This is a genomic window from Paenibacillus sonchi (genome assembly GCF_016772475.1).
In the GTDB taxonomy this organism is placed as follows: domain Bacteria; phylum Bacillota; class Bacilli; order Paenibacillales; family Paenibacillaceae; genus Paenibacillus_AQ; species Paenibacillus_AQ sonchi.
Genome location: NZ_CP068595.1, coordinates 1527603 through 1545870, shown reverse-complemented (window position 1 = coordinate 1545870; position 18268 = coordinate 1527603). Strand labels below are relative to the sequence as shown.

The window sequence follows — 18268 nt, the reverse complement described above, 5'->3', positions numbered from 1 at the left end:
ATTGGAGGTAGTAAAGATGAACAGGAATGACGTTAAATCGGCCCTTGGGGTAATTGCCATATCGGGAGGACTGCTGGGTCTCAGTGCTTTTGCGGTGCCGCATATTGTTGCTCATACAGAAATGAACCGTCAGGTGCCGGAAGCGCATGTATCTTACGAACAGCAGCATACCAGGAAGCCTGCGGTTCAACTGGCGAGCAGCCAGATTCCGGTGCTGAAGATCGAGGCGGAAGCTCCGGTCTCGACGATACAGACGTATTTGGAGCGCACGGTCACTGAAGAGGAAATCAAGGAGTCCAATGCGTACGCCGAAAAGCTTAGATATATGGATCATGAAATATTCACGCGGGAGATGACCGAGCAAGAAAGCAAGCGGCAACTTATCCTGGACGATCAATACCGATTCGATGGCCTGCGTCCCAAGCAGAAGCTGCCCATGAAGGCCGGGAACTACGAGTTTTATCTAGATCGGAGCAAGGCTACTTATGTACTCCCCAAGCGTGCCCTTACGGATGAGGAACTGCTGCAGTTTATCGATTGGACTTATCGCTTCAACTATGTGTTGGGCCTGAGCTATGTGAAACCGCAACCCGATCAGAAGGACATCGGTGAGGCTGAAGCCCTCAGCAAAGCAAAAGAGAGTGTGGCCCGTCTGTTCGATGTGGATCTGTCTAAGATGGAAGGCAAGGCGTCCTATAACAAATCGGGTCCTGAGCAAAAGGGGGTATGGTTCGTACATTTCCAGCCTTACCGTGTAGGCGCACTCCAGACTCAAGGAAAACCTTATTTCATGTATAATGTGTTCATTGACTCCCTGAGCGGAACCGTCATCGATTCCACTATTGTGGAATTGGCTTATAAGAGAACGCCGATCACAGCAGAGATGAACGGGCGGATCCGACAGGATTCCAGCTGGCTCCAAGCCGCGCGCACCATTGTTGCGGACAAACAGGGCGATACCCGTGAGATTGCCGGCACATCTATTATTAAGGACAGCATATATGACAAACGCGGGGTTGTAGCAGTTTTGGTTAAACTGAAAGACGGAAGCTCCTATACCGCAGAACTGCGGTATCCCGAGAAGAAACTGCGCTGCTTGATTTATACTCCGGCTTCCCCGGCCTCCAAGTCATAAAGCAGCTATTGGCTTCGTCATAAGCGCTACGTTACAGCAATCAATCAGCCGCTGCCCTTCACCAAAGGCAGCGGCTGTGCTGTCTACGGCAGCCGGTAGCAGGCGAACGGCTCGCCGTGCCGGAAGGCCCGGCTGGCTTCGTCCAGCCGGTGCAGGCTGCCGGCATCCAGAGCGAGCGCAGCGCTCTGGATGCTTTCTTGCAGCTGCGCGGTCTTCGTAGCGCCGACAATGACGGTGGAGACGGCTTGCTGGTGCATCAGCCAGGCCAGCGACAGCGCGGTGGGGGAGGCCGCCAGCTCAGCGGCGATGCCTCCCACCGCATCGCCAAGGGCGATCCGGTCCTTGCTCAGGAAGCGGCTGAAGTTCGGGTCCGTCTGCGCTCTGGAGCCGGCGGGCGGGGCATCGCTGCCGCCGTATTTGCCTGTGAGGATGCCTCCGGCCAGCGGGAAATAGGGAATGATGCCGATTCCCTGATCCAGGCAGAGCGGGAGCAGCTGGGTCTCGGGTGTCCGGTCAGCCAGGGAATAGCTGCACTGGATGGAGACATACTTGACCAGATTGCGCAATTCGCTGATTCCCAGCGCCTTCATCAGCTCCCAGGCTGCATAATTGGAAGCGCCGATATAGCGGACTTTGCCTGCGGATACCATATCATCCAATGTGCGCAGGGTTTCTTCCAGCGGTGTGTAGGGATCAAAAGTATGGATCTGATAAAGATCCACATAATCTGTCTTCAGGCGGCGCAGGCTCCCTTCCAGCTCCTGCAGCAGATGATGGCGGGATGAACCGCTGCCTCCGGGCCCTCCGTGCACCGGCAGGCCTGCCTTGGTAGCCAGAACGGCTTCCTGCCGCCTGTCTTCAAGTGCCAGCCCGATAATCCGCTCGGACTCGGAGCCGGCGTAGATATTGGCAGTATCTATGAAGTTGATTCCCTGGCCGAGCGCGGCATGGACAATATCAATCGAGGTCTGCTGATCGGCCCTCTTTCCGAACGCGTTGGTTCCCAGGCCCAGCGCAGACACCTGCAGCCCGCTGCTGCCCAAACGATTATATTTCACATCAATTCCCTCCTTATATCGTTCAATCTCCCCAGCTACATTTGCCCGGCTTGAATTACGGGCGGTACAGCGGTATCCGGACCGGCGGTCAGCCGCAGGGCAGTCTCGATGAACAGCCTGACGGCAATCGATGCCTCGGCAAGCGAGTTCACCGCCAGATGAATATCACGGTAGGCATCAGGAGCCAGCTCCCGGATGATCACGCCGGGAGGAAGCGACAGCAGCGAGAGCTGGGACATTACGCCCACAGCCAGCCCTTCCTTGACCATATTGAGGGCGGTCAGATAGCTGCTGACCTCATATTTCACATTCAGCTTGCTGCCGCCTCTCTGGAATAAATCGACTACCGGCGGTTCATAGCCGGATCTGCAGATCAGCATCGGCTCATCTTCCAGGTCCTTCACGCAAATGACAGCCTTGTGCCGGAGCGGATGGTCGTCCTGCAGCACGGCATACAGCTTTTCCCGGAAGAGCGGAACAAAGTCGAAGTCTCCATCCGGAGGAATGATCAGCCCTACGTCAATGATCCGCGCCTCCAGCCATTCTTTCACCTCGGCGACAGTCCCTTCGTACAGCCTGATCTCAATCTCTGGGTAGCTTGAAGCGATGGAGCGGATAATCTTGGGGACCAGATGCGCCGAAGCTACCGGAAACGCCCCGATGCGGATCAGTCCCTTCTCCAGCCCCTTTTCGGCGGAAATTTCCTGCTCTACTTTGTCATACCCGATCAGGATCTCCCGGAAAATAACAAGGATACGCTTGCCGATATCAGTGAGCATCAGCCCGCTGCGCCGGTCGCGCAGCAGCAGCTTCACCGCAAGCTCCGCCTCCAGCGCGGAGATGGCCCGGCTGACCGCAGGCTGGGTCATATTCATGTCCAGTCCGGCTTTCGTGAAGCTGCCGCTCTCGGCAATGCTGACAAACAAACGGATCTGAGTGTTGTTCATAACAGTTTTGGTATGCCCCTTATAATAATAATTCATTTCAATTATAACTGGTTTTACTGTATCATTGGTATGAAAATAGAACAAGAGGTGAATAAATGCAGCAGCAGAGAAAAACCATAGCCTTGCTTATCTTTCTGGTCATCGTCTGGGGCATTAATTGGCCTCTTTCCAAAATCGCTTTACATTACGCTCCGCCGCTGTTGTTTGCCGGGATACGCACCGTGATCGCCGGTGTAATTCTGATCGCAGCAGCCCTGCCGAAACTGAAGGAGCTTCAGTTCAAGCGGCTGTGGCCGGTGTATCTGGTGTCGGCTTTCCTTAGTATCGTCTTCTATTATGGCTTCCAGACCATTGGCCTGCAGTATGTGCCTTCCGGCCTGTTCTCCGCCATTGTCTTTCTGCAGCCGGTGCTGCTTGGTATTTTCGCCTGGCTCTGGCTGGGTGAGAGCATGTATGGGCTGAAGCTGGCCGGTCTCGTGCTCGGATTCCTCGGTGTAGCCTCACTCAGCATCGGCGGCTTTACCGGGAGCATTTCTGTTCAGGGCATTGTGCTTGCTCTGGCCAGTGCGCTCAGCTGGGCTTTTGCCACCGTCTATACGAAACGCAATGCGGCGCGGGTGGATATGCTGTGGATGACCGCCATGCAGATCATGATCGGGGGCCTTGTTCTGCTGGCAGCCGGTTCGGCGGCCGAGAGCTGGACGGATATAACCTGGAACACGGCTTTTATCGTGAACACGCTGTTTATTTCTGTGTTTGTGATTGCCCTGGGCTGGATGGTGTATTTCAGTCTCATCAAGGAAGGGGAGGCCGGCAAGGTTGGTTCCTTCACCTTTCTGATTCCGCTGATCTCCATCGGTTCAAGTGTGGTGCTGCTGCATGAGCGGATCACGCTTAATCTGGTGGTCGGCCTGCTGCTTATTGTGGGCAGCATCGTTTTGGTTAACTTCAAGAAAGCCGTTAGGCGTCCTACACATTAGAAGGAGGTGTTTTTATGTATATCGCTGCTTCAGCACAATCGGCGCATGACAATTACAAGCTTTTGATCGGAAGCATTATCCCCCGGCCGATTGCTTTTGTAACCTCAATCAATGAACAAGGCGTGGTGAATGCCGCACCGTTCAGTTTTTTTAATATTGTGAATGATGAACCGCCGATGATTATGTTCTCCTGTGTGCGTAAGGCAACCGGAGAGATGAAGCACACTGCAAGCAACATTTTGGGCAATGGGGAGTTTGTGGTGCATATTGTGGACGAGGATAATGTGGCTGCGATTAACCACACCTCGATCAACGCCCCGGAAGGCGTCAGCGAGCTGGAATTGGCCGGACTGACGCCGGTGCCCGGGCAAATGGTCCGGGTTCCGCGTATAGAGGAATGTAAGGTTGCCATGGAGTGCCGGCTTACGCGGCATGTGGAGCTGGGACACTGCGATATGATCATCGGAGAAGTGCTGTGTTTCTATGTAGAGGATGAGCTGATCCATAACGGACGTATTGATGCGGCCAAGCTGAAGCCGGTAAGCCGTCTCGCGGGAGCTTCGTATGCGGCGGTTGGCCGGACGTTCGATATGGAGAGACCGCAATACGAGTCTTAAAAGCACGGGAAAGACCCTGCCGGATGCCGCCACGCGGCCCGGCAGGGTCTTTCTGTATGTGTACCTTTTCCGGTAAGGCTATATGTAGGATTCCGCTGATTACTCGCTTGAAGAGGATGCCGCTCTCCCGTATTTCTGTTGCAGGCTTTTGGCCGTAAATGCGATATTTTCAATCGGGTCAGTAATCTCCAGGGAATATCCGCCTATTGTCACAGAAGCATTACTGATGGTATGTGCAATGATTTGCCGGCCTGCAACGAGCAGCGATTTGCCAATGGATTCCCCGCCGACGCTGCGTGCATGAATCGTTCCGGCTGCTTCCATGGTAGAATCAGTAGACATGGAGCTATTCTTCGCAAAATAAATATCGCCAGCCGAATGCAGTTGGCTCCGGGAAACTCCATCTCCATGAATATGGACATCCCCGCCGGATTTGATAATACTGTCATGTGACCCGGCGATATCGATCCGGACCCGTTCCTCCTGCATCTGGCAGATGCTCTGGGCCAGGTTCTTCAGCAGGCTCAGAAAAGAGCCTATACCCGCATCGGTAATCTGGTCGGTAAACTGTCCGGGATTCAAAAAAACTCCATCAGATGCTTCAGGATTTTGGTATCCTGAGGATAATCAGTACTCATGCCTGATAACAGCTCCTGCATGTCACGGATCATACGGGGAAGATGAGCATATTTACTCTCCAGCAGCAGCATGATGACCAGCCCGTATTTCACTGTCTGCACCGTTGACTCGACCGTCTCGGCAAGGTGTCTGGCGGCTTCCCTCAGTCCCGCTACTTCCTTCGCCACCAGTTCGGTGAAGCTGCACAGGCGGTTATGTGTGGCCCCATATCCCCCGGCGTACAGCTCACTGTCTACAACCTTGCCGCTGATAAATATGCTGCCTGTAGCAGCGATCCGGGAATTGCGCACATCACCAAAAATATAAACATTGCCCAAAGCCTCAATAACCGTGTTCCTGCTTAAATCATGAGCAGCGATAACATCCCCAGGAAACATCAGGGTACCTCCGGCTTCACTGTCACTATGCGGAACGGGGAACGTTTGGGGGAAATCTATTGTTTTTACAAAGGTTCCGCTTCCGGTTATGCGTGGTCTGCCTTTGCGGCAGGCCTTGATCTCCCCGCCCGGAAGCATCGCTGCGCAGGGGGAGGAGAACAGGGTGAGGTCCTGCGGCGGCGGCGGCGGAAGTACACCGCCATATACATCAAAGCCGGGAAGGCCTTCTGTGGGGGCAGTTTCTTCGCAAACACTTCGCCTTCCTGCACCATGAAGAATTCCGGGCAGCCTGTTTCCTGGGCGGAATCGTCCATCGACTTGAATTGATTCTCTATTTTCTGCTGAAACAGCAGTTCCAGACTCGCATTTGTCCCTGGCACAGGAGCCTTGCCTTCAGCAATACACACGGGAAGGTAGGTAGGATTATTCAGCTCCTCGTATAGCGCAGGGATATTGAGACTGCTGACTATAGGGCTCTTCTCAAATCCGGCTATAATCCGTTCTATGGAGAGGGTGGATAACAGCATTTCCCGGTTCATCTCCGCGCGGACAGTAACAAAGGCTGAGGCCGGATTGTTGACGAGATTCCAGGCATACCTTTCAGCGCGGTAAAGGGTAAAGTATACTTTGAGCTTATCATCGGACACTGTAATCTGGTATTGCGGTTTCTCGCAAATCTCCCAGGTGAGGTCATCTGCAGAGGTAATTGGAGTCGGGCCCGTGATGACTTGACCGTTAATCTTCAACACAACAGGATGGATCGCGGAGATTACAGCCGGTTTGCCGCCGGACAGAGGCGGAGTGATGAAGATTTCATTATTCTGGATAATGATGACACCATTCTTAGCTTCGTCTGTTCCGCCAAACGTCTGAGGATCCACAGAGTAAAGATTCAAGAGATCGGTCTTCCCAAGAAGCATGGAAGCAATGAACTCGTACCGTGAACGTTCGATGGTATGCTGCGGCATTCTCGTAACCTCACTTTTTCGTATAATCAATGGTATCTGTACAGAAAAGAACATCATGGAGCCGTGATGCGATATCCCGGGATATCCGACCAAATGGCGTCTCTATTGGCAGCCTGGCGACCATAAATGCAGCAATTGCGCTCTTAGGCCCATGGCTTTGCGTCCTGCCCTTTCGGACAGTTTCCTTTAGGAATAGATCAATGATATATACTCAGTAAGAGACAAATTAAATCGACTGTAATCGACAAAAAAGTGGTCAATACTGGTACGATGTCCAAAAATAACTTCTGCAAACAACCTTAATTCTAGTACTTAAGTAGCGAATTTTCAACTGGAATAATTGATTTTGACTATAAATATTGAATAATGTAGGTAATTGTTGATTTTTTGTAAATAAAATGAATTTATAATTAAATTACGCATATTGAATTTCAGATTTACAGGAGAATATAGGAGGCTGGGACGGCAGTATGTAGGGCTTGAAGCAGGGTAAAGGGGCATGAAACAGAGGGCAAACTGATAGTGTGAGAGATGAGAGCGATAAATTAAAAAAGGACGCTCCCAAGCTTAAAGCTTGTGGGAGAGTCCCTTTTGAATGAAGCGTACAGCGTGTGCGGCTCCGGCTTTAGCCTTTTGCGGCGCGGCTGACATCACTACATAGTCGGCTTGCTCGATTTCTTCCAGCACCCGGTTCAGGTGGGAGAACACCGCGCCGAGATCGCGGATGGAGGTGAGGGAGCATTGCCCCTGCAGCTCGGAGAACCAGGCGAGTTGAAGATCGCGCGCCCGGCGCAGCGATTCGGGAAGCGAACGCTGGCATTCGGCATCCGACAGTGTCTTCGTCCCGTAAAGGGCGATACAGTCTGCGGTGGCTGTGACCACCTCCGCCATCCAGTCGGCTGCGGCATAATGTGCGGGCAGCAGTGCGATTTCCGCACGAATCTCTTTTACATACGAGTGGATTTTTTTAAGATGGGCCGTTGTCTGTGTCAGTCCGCGCAGCTCATTGCGGCAATGGTAATGGGTTAAGGTATAATGCAGCTCCTTCTGCTGCAGCTCGCTCTTCGCCAGCAGTGAAGCGGAGCGTGTCAGGGCGTCTCCCGCCTGGATGGCTTCCCGTCCGCCGCCGGTCTGGCCGCTTAGGGCATCCGCCAGCAGCAGGCCGCCTTCCAGAGCCAAGCCCTTAACCTTGACGAACCCCTTGGGCGGGACGATAATCATATTGATGATTAGAGCAATGACTACACCGATAAGCGTTTCAGCGACCCGCCACTCGATATAATGATCATTATAGAAGGTGAGTGCCAGTACAGAGGTTACACCGACCTGGGAGATGGCCTGGATATTGATCCGGCAGGCTGTTGCGACTCCGATGCCGATCAGAAGCATCAGCAGAATGGAAAGGGCTCCTACATCGAAGAACCGCCCCACAACCAGGCTGACAATGCCGCCGAGCACAATGCCGGTCATGCGGTAAACCCCTTTTTCCAGAGAGGCCTTGACGCTCCCCTGTGTAATCAGAATCGCCGCCAGCGGGGCGAAGTATAAATAGCTGTCCCCATACAGCGTATGTACTGCCAGCCAGGAGAGTGAAGCTGCCAGAGTAACACGTATCATATATAAAGACAGTCCGAATTTCTCCAGACGGTCCTGCAATCCTTCGTTCATTGGAGGTCATCTTCTTTCAGGTTGGTTAAAATGAAATGAATTTCAGCCGTTTTCATTATAGCACCGCAAAACAGTCCGGGAGGTTCTTAAATTTTACGAACTTGTTAAGATTCCAGACTGCTTTTAACAGTGTATGCTATCGCATATATAGGACTAATCCGTTATGCTATATATTATGGAAGGTTGTCGAAGAATGGGAGGAATTGTCGCTTGCACACACGCTGAGCCGGCCCGCTTCGATTGTCCCCCGCAAGAAGCGGGTAAAATAGATTGTATTACATAAGGTAAGGGAGGTTGTCAGCTATAGCTACCCCGGAAGGCACTATTATTTCCTTTGACCAGGTGATCAAACAATACGACGACGAAGAGCCTGTATTAAAAGGCGTCAGCTTCGAGATCGAACGCGGTAAATTCTATACCTTGCTGGGCCCTTCGGGCTGCGGCAAGACGACTATTCTGCGGCTGATTGCCGGTTTCGCCGAGCCGACGAAAGGCTCTATTTATCTCAACGGCCAAATCATCAACCACATTCCCGCCAACGAGCGGCAGGTCAATACGGTATTTCAGGACTATGCGCTGTTTCCGCACCTGAACGTATTTGAGAATGTGGCTTTCGGACTGCGCATCAAGAAGCTTAAGAAAGATGTGATCACGCACAAGGTGCAGGAAGCGCTGCGCTTCGTGAACCTGGTAGGTTACGAGCAGCGTGCTATCAATGAAATGTCCGGCGGACAAAGACAGCGTGTGGCGATTGCCCGCGCCATCGTGAATGAGCCGCAGGTGCTGCTGCTGGATGAGCCGCTGTCGGCGCTGGACTTGAAGCTGCGTACAGAGATGCAGTATATTCTGCGGGAAATGCAGCAGCGTCTGGGCATTACCTTTATTTTTGTGACCCATGACCAGGAAGAAGCGCTGGCGATGTCGGACTGGATCTTTGTCATGAACGGCGGACGGATCGAGCAGAGCGGGACGCCCAATGATATTTATGATGAGCCGATCAACCGCTTCGTGGCCGATTTCATCGGGGAGTCGAATATTGTGCCGGGCGTCATGATCGAAGACTACCTGGTGGAGTTCAACGGCCACCGGTTCGAATGTGTCGATGCAGGGCTAAGACGCAATGAAGCGGTGGAGATCGTTATCCGTCCCGAGGACCTGGAGATTGCCGCGCTGGAACAGGGCAAGCTGCGCGTGCGCGTGGATTCCCAGCTGTTCCGGGGTGTGCACTACGAGATCAGCTGCTACGACGAATCCGGCCATGAGTGGCTGGTTCATTCCACGCGCAAAGCGGAGGTCGGCAGCGAAATCGGCCTTTATTTTGATCCGGAAGCGATTCATGTCATGCGGTTCGGTGAAACGGAGGAAGAATTCGACAAACGTCTGGAAGCTTACGGCGAGGTGGAGAGCCATGAAGAATAAGGGCAAAGCGTATTTTCTCATCCCTTACTACTTGTGGATCGCGTTGTTTGTCATAGCTCCGGTGCTGCTGGTGGTCTATTATTCCCTGTTTGATCTGGACGGACATCTCACTCTGGACAATTATGTGAATTTCTTTACGCCGGTATATATGAAAATGATGCTTAACTCCTTCTGGTATGCGTTCCTGATCACGCTGTTTTCGCTTCTGGTAGCCTATCCCGCAGCCTATCTGCTGACCCGGACGAAGCATAAGCAGCTGTGGCTGCTGCTGATCATTCTGCCGACATGGATCAATCTGCTGCTGAAGACATATGCATTCATCGGTATCTTTGGAACTTTTGGGCCAGTCAATCATTTTTTTGGCCTGCTTGGCCTCGGGGAACAGCAAATTCTATTTACAGGCTTTAGTTTTGTGTTTGTGTCAGTGTATATTTTTATCCCGTTTATGATTCTGCCGATCTTCAGCGCCCTGGAGGAACTGAATTTGTCGCTGGTGGATGCCGCGCGTGATCTGGGCGCTTCCGGGTGGACGACGTTCAGGCGGGTAATCTTTCCGCTGACAATCTCCGGGGTGCGCTCCGGCTGCATGGCGGTGTTCATCCCGGCCTTGTCGCTGTTCATGATTACACGCCTCATCGCAGGCAACCGGGTTATTACACTGGGCACTGCGATTGAGCAGCATTTTCTGGTTACGCAGGACTGGGGAATGGGCTCTACGGTTGCCGTCTTCCTGATCGTCATTATGGCGCTGTTCATGCTGGTGACGGGCGGCTCGCGGAGAGGGGTGCGCCAGTGAGGAACAAAAACGGATTTGCCAACCTGTATCTGGTGCTGGTCTTCGCCGTGCTGTATGCGCCGATTCTGTATCTGATGTACTACTCGTTCAACAGCGGGGGCACGATGCACAAGTTCGAAAGCTTCACGCTGGATTATTACCGCGAGGTGCTTGGGGATACAAGACTGATGATTATTGTCATCAATACGCTGGTGATTGCGCTGCTGTCTTCAGCGATTGCCACGCTGATTGCAATCATCGGCGCGCTGGCGATTCAGCGTGTCCGCAGCCGCCGGGCCAAAAACACGCTGCTCTCGCTGAACAACGTGCTGATCGTCAGCCCGGATGTGATCATCGGGGCCTCGTTCCTCATCCTGTTCACGATTGTTGGCATTAAGCTGGGCTTCACCTCTGTGCTGCTCTCGCATGTGGCGTTCAGCGTGCCGATTGCCGTGCTGATGATCCTGCCGCATCTGCAGGAGATGAGCCCAACGCTGACCGATGCCGCCCGCGATCTGGGAGCCAGCCGCCGTGATGTGCTGACGAAGGTTGTTTTGCCGATTATTAAACCGGGGATTTTCAGCGGTTTTTTCATGGCTCTGACCTATTCGCTGGATGACTTTGCGGTAACCTTCTTCGTTACGGGCAACGGATATTCCACGCTGTCGGTGGAAATCTACTCCCGGGCACGGCAAGGCGTGTCGCTGTCGATCAACGCGCTGTCGACGCTGATCTTCCTCTTCACCATCCTGCTGGTCATCGGATATTACTTCCTGAACCGGCGCAAGAACCGTCCGGCGGGTCCGCTTTCCGAGCCTGCCGCCGAAATGGGGGTGCCTAGATGAAGCAGCTGGTTAATGCATTTCTGGCCATTCTTATTGTGGCCTTCGGGCTGATGTTCCTCGCGTCCCGGCTGAACTCAGCCGAGGGATACTCCGGGGGAATACGCTGACCATCTATAACTGGGGCGATTATATTGAGCCTGAACTGCTGAAGCAGTTCGAGAAAGAGACGGGAATTACGGTCATCTACCAGACCTTTGATTCCAATGAGGCCATGCTGACGAAGGTCGAACAGGGCGGAACGACCTTTGATGTTGTGGTCCCGTCCGACTACGCCATTGCCAAGATGCGGGAGGAGAATCTGCTGCTGCCGCTGGATAAAAGCAAAATCCCGAATCTGGCCAATATCGATTCACGGTTTATGGATCTGTCGTTCGACCCGGGCAACGTCTACTCTGTGCCTTATTTCTGGGGGACAGTCGGCATTATTTTCAACCCGGACATGACCAAGGGCATGGATTTCAGCAGCTGGGATTCGCTATGGGACAACAGGCTGAAGAATAATATTTTTCTGGTGGATGGAGCCCGTGAAGTCATGGGCATGGCGCTGAACAGCTTGCATTATTCTGTCAATGACCAGAATGAGGAGCATCTGCAGGAAGCGCTGGCCAAGCTGAACCGGCTCTCGCCCAATGTGAAGGCGATTGTCGGCGACGAGATCAAGATGCTGCTGGCGAATGAGGAAGCGGCAGTCGGGATTGTATGGTCCGGCGATGCCTCGGAGATCATGGACGAGAACGACAAGCTGGACTATGTGGTGCCGAAGGAAGGCTCGAACAAATGGTTCGACAACATGGTCATTCCGCGCACGGCGGTGAATGTGGAAGGGGCGCACAAGTTCATCGACTTCATGCTCCGGCCAGACGTTGCAGCCAAAAATGCGGAGTACGTCGGCTATTCCACCCCTAATGTTCCGGCGCTGAAGCTGCTTCCCGAAGAGATCTCCGGGGACACCCGCTTCTACCCGCCCCCGAAATTACCGACCGGCTGGAGGTCTACGACAATCTCGGCAAGCGGATGCTCGCCCACTATAACGAGCTGTTCCTGAGATTTAAAATGAATAAGAAATGAGTGCGGAGCACCGGGGAGGAATAGAACAGCCCCCAATGCCGCTGTTGTTTGCGGAGCGCCGGACGGGGTCTTGACCCGGAGTGCTCAGACTTACTCTGAAGAAAGCGCCTGATGCGGAATTCCGCATCAGGCTTTTCGCTGTGGAGCCGGAAGTGGAAACGTGCCGTATGAGGCACGAAGGCGAATGAGGCACGGAGGGGAATGAGGCAAAAGGCTGGTGGTGTGAGCTTTGTGCATACGTGACCCGGTAACCCGGTAGCCCGGTAGCCCGGTAATCCGTAACCCGGTAACCCGGTAACCCCGTAACCCCGTAACCCCGTAACCCCGTAACCCCGTAACCCCGTAACCCCGTAACCCCGTAACCCCGCCTCATTGCAGGCATATGGGTTTGAATTTAGAACACACTTGCTTTGTTTACTCCAATTTAGTGGGAATTTCTCCACTTAAATTTTTTGAGCTATCACTTTAGAGGGCGATAGGTGGAAAAAGTACACTTAAAACAAGCCTAAACACAGAAAATGAGTGAATTCGAGAAAAATAAGTATACTTTTTCCACCTAAATGTCCTGAAAACGGCGAAAATGAACAAATTAGGTTCCCTTTTTCCACCTAATTCTGATTTGAGTGTTAGCCAAAGAACGAACGCGACCCGCAAGTAACTACTGGCTGAACGATCCGGCGAACGCGGCCCGCAAGCAGCTTTGGGTTGAGCGATCCAGCGAACATGACACGCAAGCAGCTATTGGCTCAATTATTGCGGCGATCGCGGGTGTAAACCGAAAATTGGTGAATTAACTAACAAGACAACGTGGGTAGTAATAGGCAACTGCTGAATAATAGAGCAACATGGCGAATGTAACCGGAATTGGGCGGAAAATAACCGGATTGACGGGAAGCTGCCTGGATAATCGCCTAGAAGTTACTCGAAACATAGAATAACTGCGATCCGCAAACCCCAGCGCCATCCGCCGACGATAGGTCCACTGTCAAACAAACTTGTTTTTAAAACCAACTATTAGAAGTACTCCAAAACCCCGCGCGCCAGCTCGTAGCGTACAATTCTTTGCTCTTTGGTGTCGGCGGATGGCAGCAGCCAGCCCTTTTCGGTCAGACTGCGAAGTATTCGAATCGCTGTTTTGTAGGTGATATTGAAATGCTCTTTCACATCCTGAGGGCGGATGGGACGAGCCAGTTGAACGGCCAGCCGGATAATCTCCTGCTCCATGAGCAGCACGCGTGACACAGGCGCGTCAGACGGTTGAAACCTGCCCAGTACCATGCGCAGCAAGGTCATGCAGAGCTCGGGACGCTGCTCCACATCATCGTAGGCAAAAGAAATCACATGATATCCCATAGCGTACAGAAACGTTTCGCGGTTCAGCTCGTTGCAGTACTTTTGCCGGTCCATATCACGGACATGTGAGGCATAACCCTTAATTTCGATGAGCAGCTTCACATACCCGGGCAGCCAGGCGAAATCAGCAAAATAGGACCTCCCCCGCCAGTCGGTCACCTCATATTCGGGATGAAGTCCGGTAAAATGTCCCCGGAGCGGCCACCAGACATTGCGGAGGAATAAGGTTTCAGCGTGCTGATGGCCTCTTTCCAGCCGTCCCCGCCGCTCTCCCGCCGGTCTGTCCGCCAAATGACCGTTTAAAAATTGCAAATGTGCTTCTTCAAATATCAATCGGTTCACTCTCCCCGGAAAAATAGAAAACGCCCCGGCTTCCCCTAGGAGGGCAACCGGGACGTTCTTCGTCTCGCTTCAATAAGTATAGGCCAAACATGAACTATGGTCAAACACGAAGTAAGTCAAACGCAAAGTAAGTCAAACAGGAAGAAATATAGTCAAACAGGAAGTCAAATATGGCAATATAACTTGGGCTGCCGGCCGTAGAAATTATTTCACGCCGACCCGCATCCGGTAGCTAATCAGCACAGGCAGGGTCCGGTCTTGAAAAAACTGCTCCACATCTGCCGTGAACCCGGCAATATCCTGTGTCAGAACAGCTGGGTCAAGCTTAAGGACGGTTTGAATTCCGCCTTGACTGAGCATGAGCCCGACATAACGCTGTGCATCACAGTTTTCCGTATTATGAAAAACAATTTCCCGCGCATAGGTGAAAACGCCACTGGCCTTCATCCGGGATAAATGCCCTTCTTTGTCCCATTTGCGGGCCTGCTCGGCAGCGGGCTGAAGCTCTGCAAGCCAGGCGTCGGAAGCGGCGATCAGATGGCTGTAGCGGGCCTCGATATCCGGCTGCAGGACCAGCGGCCAGTCACAATCGTAGGCGGCAAATATTCCGCCCGGACGGAGACAACGGGAGACCTCATGGAGCGTGCTGTCCGGGTCCATCCAGTGGAACGATTGCGAGCAGGTGATGATATCCACGCTGCCGGGTGAGAAGGGAAGCTGGTTGGAAAAGCCCTGAATAAAGGACAGAGAGGGTGCCGAAGCCTCCAAAAGACTCAATTTTTCCAGCGCTTTGCCCAGCATATCAGGATTAGGCTCCACTCCGGTTACTGTATCCGCTGCATCCTTCCAGAGAAAGGTGGACAGCCCGGTTCCGCAGCCCACATCGGCTACCAGTGAAGGTCTGCGGCCCAGATATTGGGTAAGCAGTTCAATGACAATCGGCGGAGCTTCGGGCCGGTAGCGGTCGTACTCATCCTGGAAGCCCAGGAAACGTTCAATATTTGGCTTGCTGTTGCCGGCAGGGATCACATCAAATCCTCCTCGTTGTTCTTAATCTATCCTTCTATTTTGTAATAACGATGTCCGAATCGCGAACATTGTTATTGGGCCTTCAGATTGGGCGAAGCCTTAAGACTGTTGCGCCGTGGGCGGTTGGTAAGCTCAAGGTTCTTCTTCAAAATATCATCGCTTGTCCGCAAATGCGCGGAAGGGCTGTCGTTCTACTGCCAGCGTAGTCTAAGGCGCAATATTAATCAAGGAGGGCGGGATGCTGAGGCATAAGGGAAGAAAAAGCCGGCTCCCGGAGCGTTAGCATGTGGATCGGGAACCGGCGGAATGTCGTCTGTCTGTGTGCTACCGCAGCAGCACCGGATCAACTGCCGGAACCAGCCCTTCAGCGGCGGCGCGGTTCAGGAGGGCCGCAATGGCGGCATAGCCGTCATCGCCCAGGCTCATGGTGAACTCATTGACATACAGGTCAATATGCGATTTGGCAACCTCCGGAGACAGCTCCTGGGCATGGTCCAACACATAATCTCTGGAATCGGTCGGGTGGTCCCACGCATATTGCAGGGAGCTGCGAATCCAGCCGATGATGGCCCCGTGGTCCAGATCGCGGCGGGCGATGATCGCACCGAGCGGGATCGGCAGCCCGGTGTCGCTTTCCCACCAGCTGCCGAGATCAGTCAGCAGGTTAAGGCCGTAGGACGGATAAGTGAAGCGGGCTTCATGAATGACAAGCCCTGCATCGATCTGCCCGTCACGCACCGCAGGCATAATCTCGTCGAAGGGCAGGACGACGATCTCTGCCGGGCCGCCCGGCACCTGCTGTGCCGCCCATAGCCGGAACAGCAGATAGGCGGTCGAGCGCTCGCTCGGCACGGCGATTCTCCGGCCCGACAGCCCGCGCGGGTGCCTGATAGCGCCTGCGCCCTTGCGGGTGAGCACCAATGGGCCGCAGCCCCGGCCAAGCGCACCGCCGCATGGCAGCAGCTTGTATTTTTCAAGCACCCAGGGAAGGGCGGCGTAGGAGATTTCGAGCACCTCCGGTCCGGTGCCGTCTGCAGCCAGGCCGTTGGTGATATCGATATCGGCAAACGTCACATTCAGCTTGGGCGCGCCCGGAACCAGGCCGTGGGCCCAGGCATGGAACACGAAAGTATCATTAGGGCAAGGGGAAAAGGCGATATTCAGCTCTGTTGTCATTTACAGTACCTCCAATAGAATAGCCGCAGCCGCTGTGAGGGCGTCTAAGGCTTCATTGATCTTCCACGCGGCCCGGTCGCGCGGGCCGACCGGGTTCGAGATCGCGCGCAGCTCCAGCGCCGCGATCTGGAAGCGCTGGGCGGCCACGGCAACCCCGTGGCCTTCCATCGCCTCCGCCGCCGCCTCCGGGTGGCGGGCGGCCAGCGCGGCGGCCGTTCCGGCGGTGCCGGTCGCCGTAGACACGGTAAGCACGGGTCCCGTGCTTACCGCAAGCCCGGCCGCTGCCAGCGCGGCCGCAAGGGCCTGCACCGTGCCGTGCTCCGCCGGCACGGTCACGCTGCCGAAGCCGAGCTCGGCAGCGCTGCGGAAGCCCTCCGGCGTCTCTGCGCCGAGGCCCGCGTCAGTCATCTCGCTGGCGACGACCAGCGAGCCTACGGGCGCACGGCCCGGGAAGCCGCCGCCGATCCCGGCGCAGATGACGCAGCCGTAGCTCCCGGCTGCCAGAGCGGCGGCGGTTCCCGCCGCTGCCGCGGCGGTGCCGGCGCCCGCCGCAATCACATCGAATCTGACGCTGCCGTTCAGGCCGCGCAGGACTGCGTCCCGCTCCGCAGCGACCGCTGTCACGATGAGAACGCGGGAGCGTTCCGCGCCGCCGGAGGCTGTATCATCCGCAGCAGCGGCTTGTCTATCCAATACATCCATGAGGTAGCCTCCTTCTATATAAATACATATCAAAATGAAGTTTAGCTGCCAAAGAAACCACCCCTCAGCTTTCGATGAAAAGAAATGCGTGACCTCTCTTCTATATAAGGAACACTGTTATTTCCATCGGTTACTGTAAACTGCTGAACACATGGAAGAATGGAGATCTGTTGCAGAAGCTGCAGCAGAATGGGCGGTGCAGCCTTTAAGATAAGCAATCAACTGCATGTTGTGCAGCAGATTTAATGAAACGAAGCTCCAAAAGGGACTTTTGCAGGATTCAATTGTACAAAGTACAGCAGACTCGCTGTTTAGCCCTGTCTGTAGCGTATTCTGCTGCACCAAATGCAGCAGAGCTAGTCTCGTCTCCAGGGCTACTCCGGTTACGCTTCCGGCCACAATTTCCGTGCGGCGTGTGCGGCGTGCAGCCGGCCGCCAGAAAAAGGAATGTACTCCCTTTTCCAAGGAAAAGGATACGCCGTTTTCAGAGGCAGGTCAAACCGCTGTGATTATTTTAACTGCAGGTGTTGACAATAGATAAAGAATGGATTATAGTTATCTTAACTTAAAGATAATTAATTTAAAGATAAACGAAAAAACGATTGGAGGTGAACAAGGATGAGTGATATCAAGGAAGCCGCAAGCACAGCCGCCGGCACACAGGATGAGGAGCAGGCAGCATCGCTGAAATTATTCGTTGTCCTGTCCAAGGCATATAAGAGCCTTATGGATCATGCAGTGAAGGATATGAAAAGCCACGGACTTGCTTCGGCGGAGTTTATGGTGCTGGAGGTCCTGTATCACAGAACCCGGATTCCGTTGCAGCAGATCGGTGAGAAGATCCTTGTTACCAGCGGCAGCATTACCTACAACATCGACAAGCTGGAGAAGAGGGGCTTGCTGAAGCGTGTTCCATGCAGTGAGGACCGCCGCGTGACTTACGCTGAGATAACGGATGCTGGGCGTGAGCTGTTCGATGATATTTTCCCCAAGCATGTAAGTTCCATCCACAGCTTGATGGGGGGCCTGAACCAGGAAGAAAAGAGTCAGGCGATCCAGCTGCTAAAGAAGCTTGGCAAAGGCGTGTAGAACAGACTGTTCCACTTGCAAAGATGCGCCAGTCAGATGCGTCTTGCCAGGTTTTAGAAGCGTAGCCGCATTCAGTTGCAG

At 53.8% G+C, this 18268-nt stretch carries 18 protein-coding genes, 1 pseudogene and 1 riboswitch; of the genes and pseudogenes, 9 read left to right on the top strand and 10 right to left on the bottom strand.

Going from position 1 to position 18268, the window contains the following annotated elements; all coding sequences use genetic code 11:
- Positions 1 to 16: 16 nt before the first annotated feature.
- Positions 17 to 1135, top strand: coding sequence for a hypothetical protein (locus JI735_RS07080; RefSeq protein ID WP_039833475.1), 1119 nt, complete (start codon positions 17 to 19; stop codon positions 1133 to 1135).
- Between the two features lie 83 nt (positions 1136 to 1218).
- Here JI735_RS07080 and JI735_RS07075 read toward each other — a convergent pair whose 3' ends face one another.
- Positions 1219 to 2193: an aldo/keto reductase gene (locus JI735_RS07075; RefSeq protein ID WP_202677236.1), complete on the bottom strand. Its 975-nt coding sequence runs from the start codon at positions 2191 to 2193 to the stop codon at positions 1219 to 1221.
- A gap of 35 nt (positions 2194 to 2228) precedes the next feature.
- Complete coding sequence (locus JI735_RS07070) at positions 2229 to 3224, bottom strand: LysR family transcriptional regulator (RefSeq protein ID WP_325175581.1); 996 nt, start codon at positions 3222 to 3224, stop codon at positions 2229 to 2231.
- 11 nt (positions 3225 to 3235) lie between these two features.
- Between JI735_RS07070 and JI735_RS07065 the strand changes: the two genes are divergently transcribed.
- Together JI735_RS07065 and JI735_RS07060 are read left to right on the top strand one after the other, a co-directional pair.
- Positions 3236 to 4120 (top strand): DMT family transporter, encoded by an 885-nt coding sequence (locus JI735_RS07065; RefSeq protein ID WP_039833481.1) that lies wholly within the window; start codon positions 3236 to 3238, stop codon positions 4118 to 4120.
- Positions 4121 to 4134: 14 nt separating this feature from the next.
- Positions 4135 to 4737 (top strand): flavin reductase family protein, encoded by a 603-nt coding sequence (locus JI735_RS07060; protein WP_039833482.1) that lies wholly within the window; start codon positions 4135 to 4137, stop codon positions 4735 to 4737.
- 99 nt (positions 4738 to 4836) lie between these two features.
- On the opposite strand, the gene JI735_RS07055 is transcribed toward JI735_RS07060, so the two are convergent.
- The 4 genes from JI735_RS07055 to JI735_RS07040 all read right to left on the bottom strand — a co-directional run bounded on the left by JI735_RS07055 (position 4837) and on the right by JI735_RS07040 (position 8389).
- Positions 4837 to 5319: a hypothetical protein gene (locus JI735_RS07055; protein ID WP_202677235.1), complete on the bottom strand. Its 483-nt coding sequence runs from the start codon at positions 5317 to 5319 to the stop codon at positions 4837 to 4839.
- On the bottom strand, positions 5316 to 5753 hold the full coding sequence (locus tag JI735_RS37205) for a hypothetical protein (RefSeq protein ID WP_325175580.1): 438 nt from the start codon (positions 5751 to 5753) through the stop codon (positions 5316 to 5318). Before JI735_RS37205 ends, JI735_RS07055 begins: the two co-directional genes overlap by 4 nt.
- An 86-nt stretch (positions 5754 to 5839) precedes the next feature.
- A complete protein-coding gene (locus JI735_RS37200; protein ID WP_202677234.1) occupies positions 5840 to 6751 on the bottom strand; it encodes a flagellar assembly protein A in 912 nt (303 codons plus the stop codon).
- 74 nt (positions 6752 to 6825) lie between these two features.
- A riboswitch (cyclic di-GMP riboswitch) is annotated at positions 6826 to 6916 on the bottom strand.
- A gap of 372 nt (positions 6917 to 7288) precedes the next feature.
- Positions 7289 to 8389, bottom strand: coding sequence for an FUSC family protein (locus JI735_RS07040; RefSeq protein ID WP_051051545.1), 1101 nt, complete (start codon positions 8387 to 8389; stop codon positions 7289 to 7291).
- Positions 8390 to 8683: 294 nt separating this feature from the next.
- On the opposite strand from JI735_RS07040, the gene JI735_RS07035 reads away from it, so the two are divergent.
- The 5 genes and pseudogenes from JI735_RS07035 (at position 8684) to JI735_RS35400 (ending at position 13290) form a co-directional block, all read left to right on the top strand.
- Complete coding sequence (locus JI735_RS07035; protein WP_020429985.1) at positions 8684 to 9808, top strand: ABC transporter ATP-binding protein; 1125 nt, start codon at positions 8684 to 8686, stop codon at positions 9806 to 9808.
- Positions 9798 to 10604, top strand: a complete 807-nt coding sequence (locus JI735_RS07030) for an ABC transporter permease (protein WP_202677232.1) — start codon at positions 9798 to 9800, stop codon at positions 10602 to 10604. The genes JI735_RS07035 and JI735_RS07030 overlap by 11 nt, the downstream gene beginning before the upstream one ends.
- Positions 10601 to 11428, top strand: a complete 828-nt coding sequence (locus tag JI735_RS07025; protein ID WP_020429981.1) for an ABC transporter permease — start codon at positions 10601 to 10603, stop codon at positions 11426 to 11428. The genes JI735_RS07030 and JI735_RS07025 overlap by 4 nt, the downstream gene beginning before the upstream one ends.
- Positions 11425 to 12496 (top strand): annotated as a pseudogene (locus tag JI735_RS07020) (ABC transporter substrate-binding protein). Before JI735_RS07025 ends, JI735_RS07020 begins: the two are co-directional and overlap by 4 nt.
- A gap of 623 nt (positions 12497 to 13119) precedes the next feature.
- The gene (locus tag JI735_RS35400; protein WP_233476290.1) at positions 13120 to 13290 is read left to right on the top strand and encodes a hypothetical protein; all 171 of its coding nucleotides are present in this window, start codon (positions 13120 to 13122) and stop codon (positions 13288 to 13290) included.
- 220 nt (positions 13291 to 13510) lie between these two features.
- Here the strand turns inward: JI735_RS35400 and JI735_RS07015 are convergent, their stop codons facing one another.
- From JI735_RS07015 to JI735_RS07000, 4 genes are all read right to left on the bottom strand, one after another.
- Entirely contained in the window at positions 13511 to 14182 is a 672-nt protein-coding gene (locus JI735_RS07015) for a MarR family transcriptional regulator (protein ID WP_020429977.1), read from the bottom strand.
- 213 nt (positions 14183 to 14395) lie between these two features.
- Positions 14396 to 15220: a class I SAM-dependent methyltransferase gene (locus JI735_RS07010; protein ID WP_039833488.1), complete on the bottom strand. Its 825-nt coding sequence runs from the start codon at positions 15218 to 15220 to the stop codon at positions 14396 to 14398.
- A 324-nt stretch (positions 15221 to 15544) separates the two neighbouring features.
- The gene (locus JI735_RS07005) at positions 15545 to 16384 is read right to left on the bottom strand and encodes a 1,4-dihydroxy-6-naphtoate synthase (RefSeq protein WP_202677620.1); all 840 of its coding nucleotides are present in this window, start codon (positions 16382 to 16384) and stop codon (positions 15545 to 15547) included.
- A 12-nt stretch (positions 16385 to 16396) separates the two neighbouring features.
- Positions 16397 to 17098, bottom strand: a complete 702-nt coding sequence (locus tag JI735_RS07000) for a futalosine hydrolase (protein WP_233476289.1) — start codon at positions 17096 to 17098, stop codon at positions 16397 to 16399.
- Positions 17099 to 17716: 618 nt separating this feature from the next.
- Here JI735_RS07000 and JI735_RS06995 point away from each other — a divergent pair.
- The gene (locus JI735_RS06995) at positions 17717 to 18187 is read left to right on the top strand and encodes a MarR family winged helix-turn-helix transcriptional regulator (protein ID WP_020433161.1); all 471 of its coding nucleotides are present in this window, start codon (positions 17717 to 17719) and stop codon (positions 18185 to 18187) included.
- Positions 18188 to 18268: the final 81 nt, after the last annotated feature.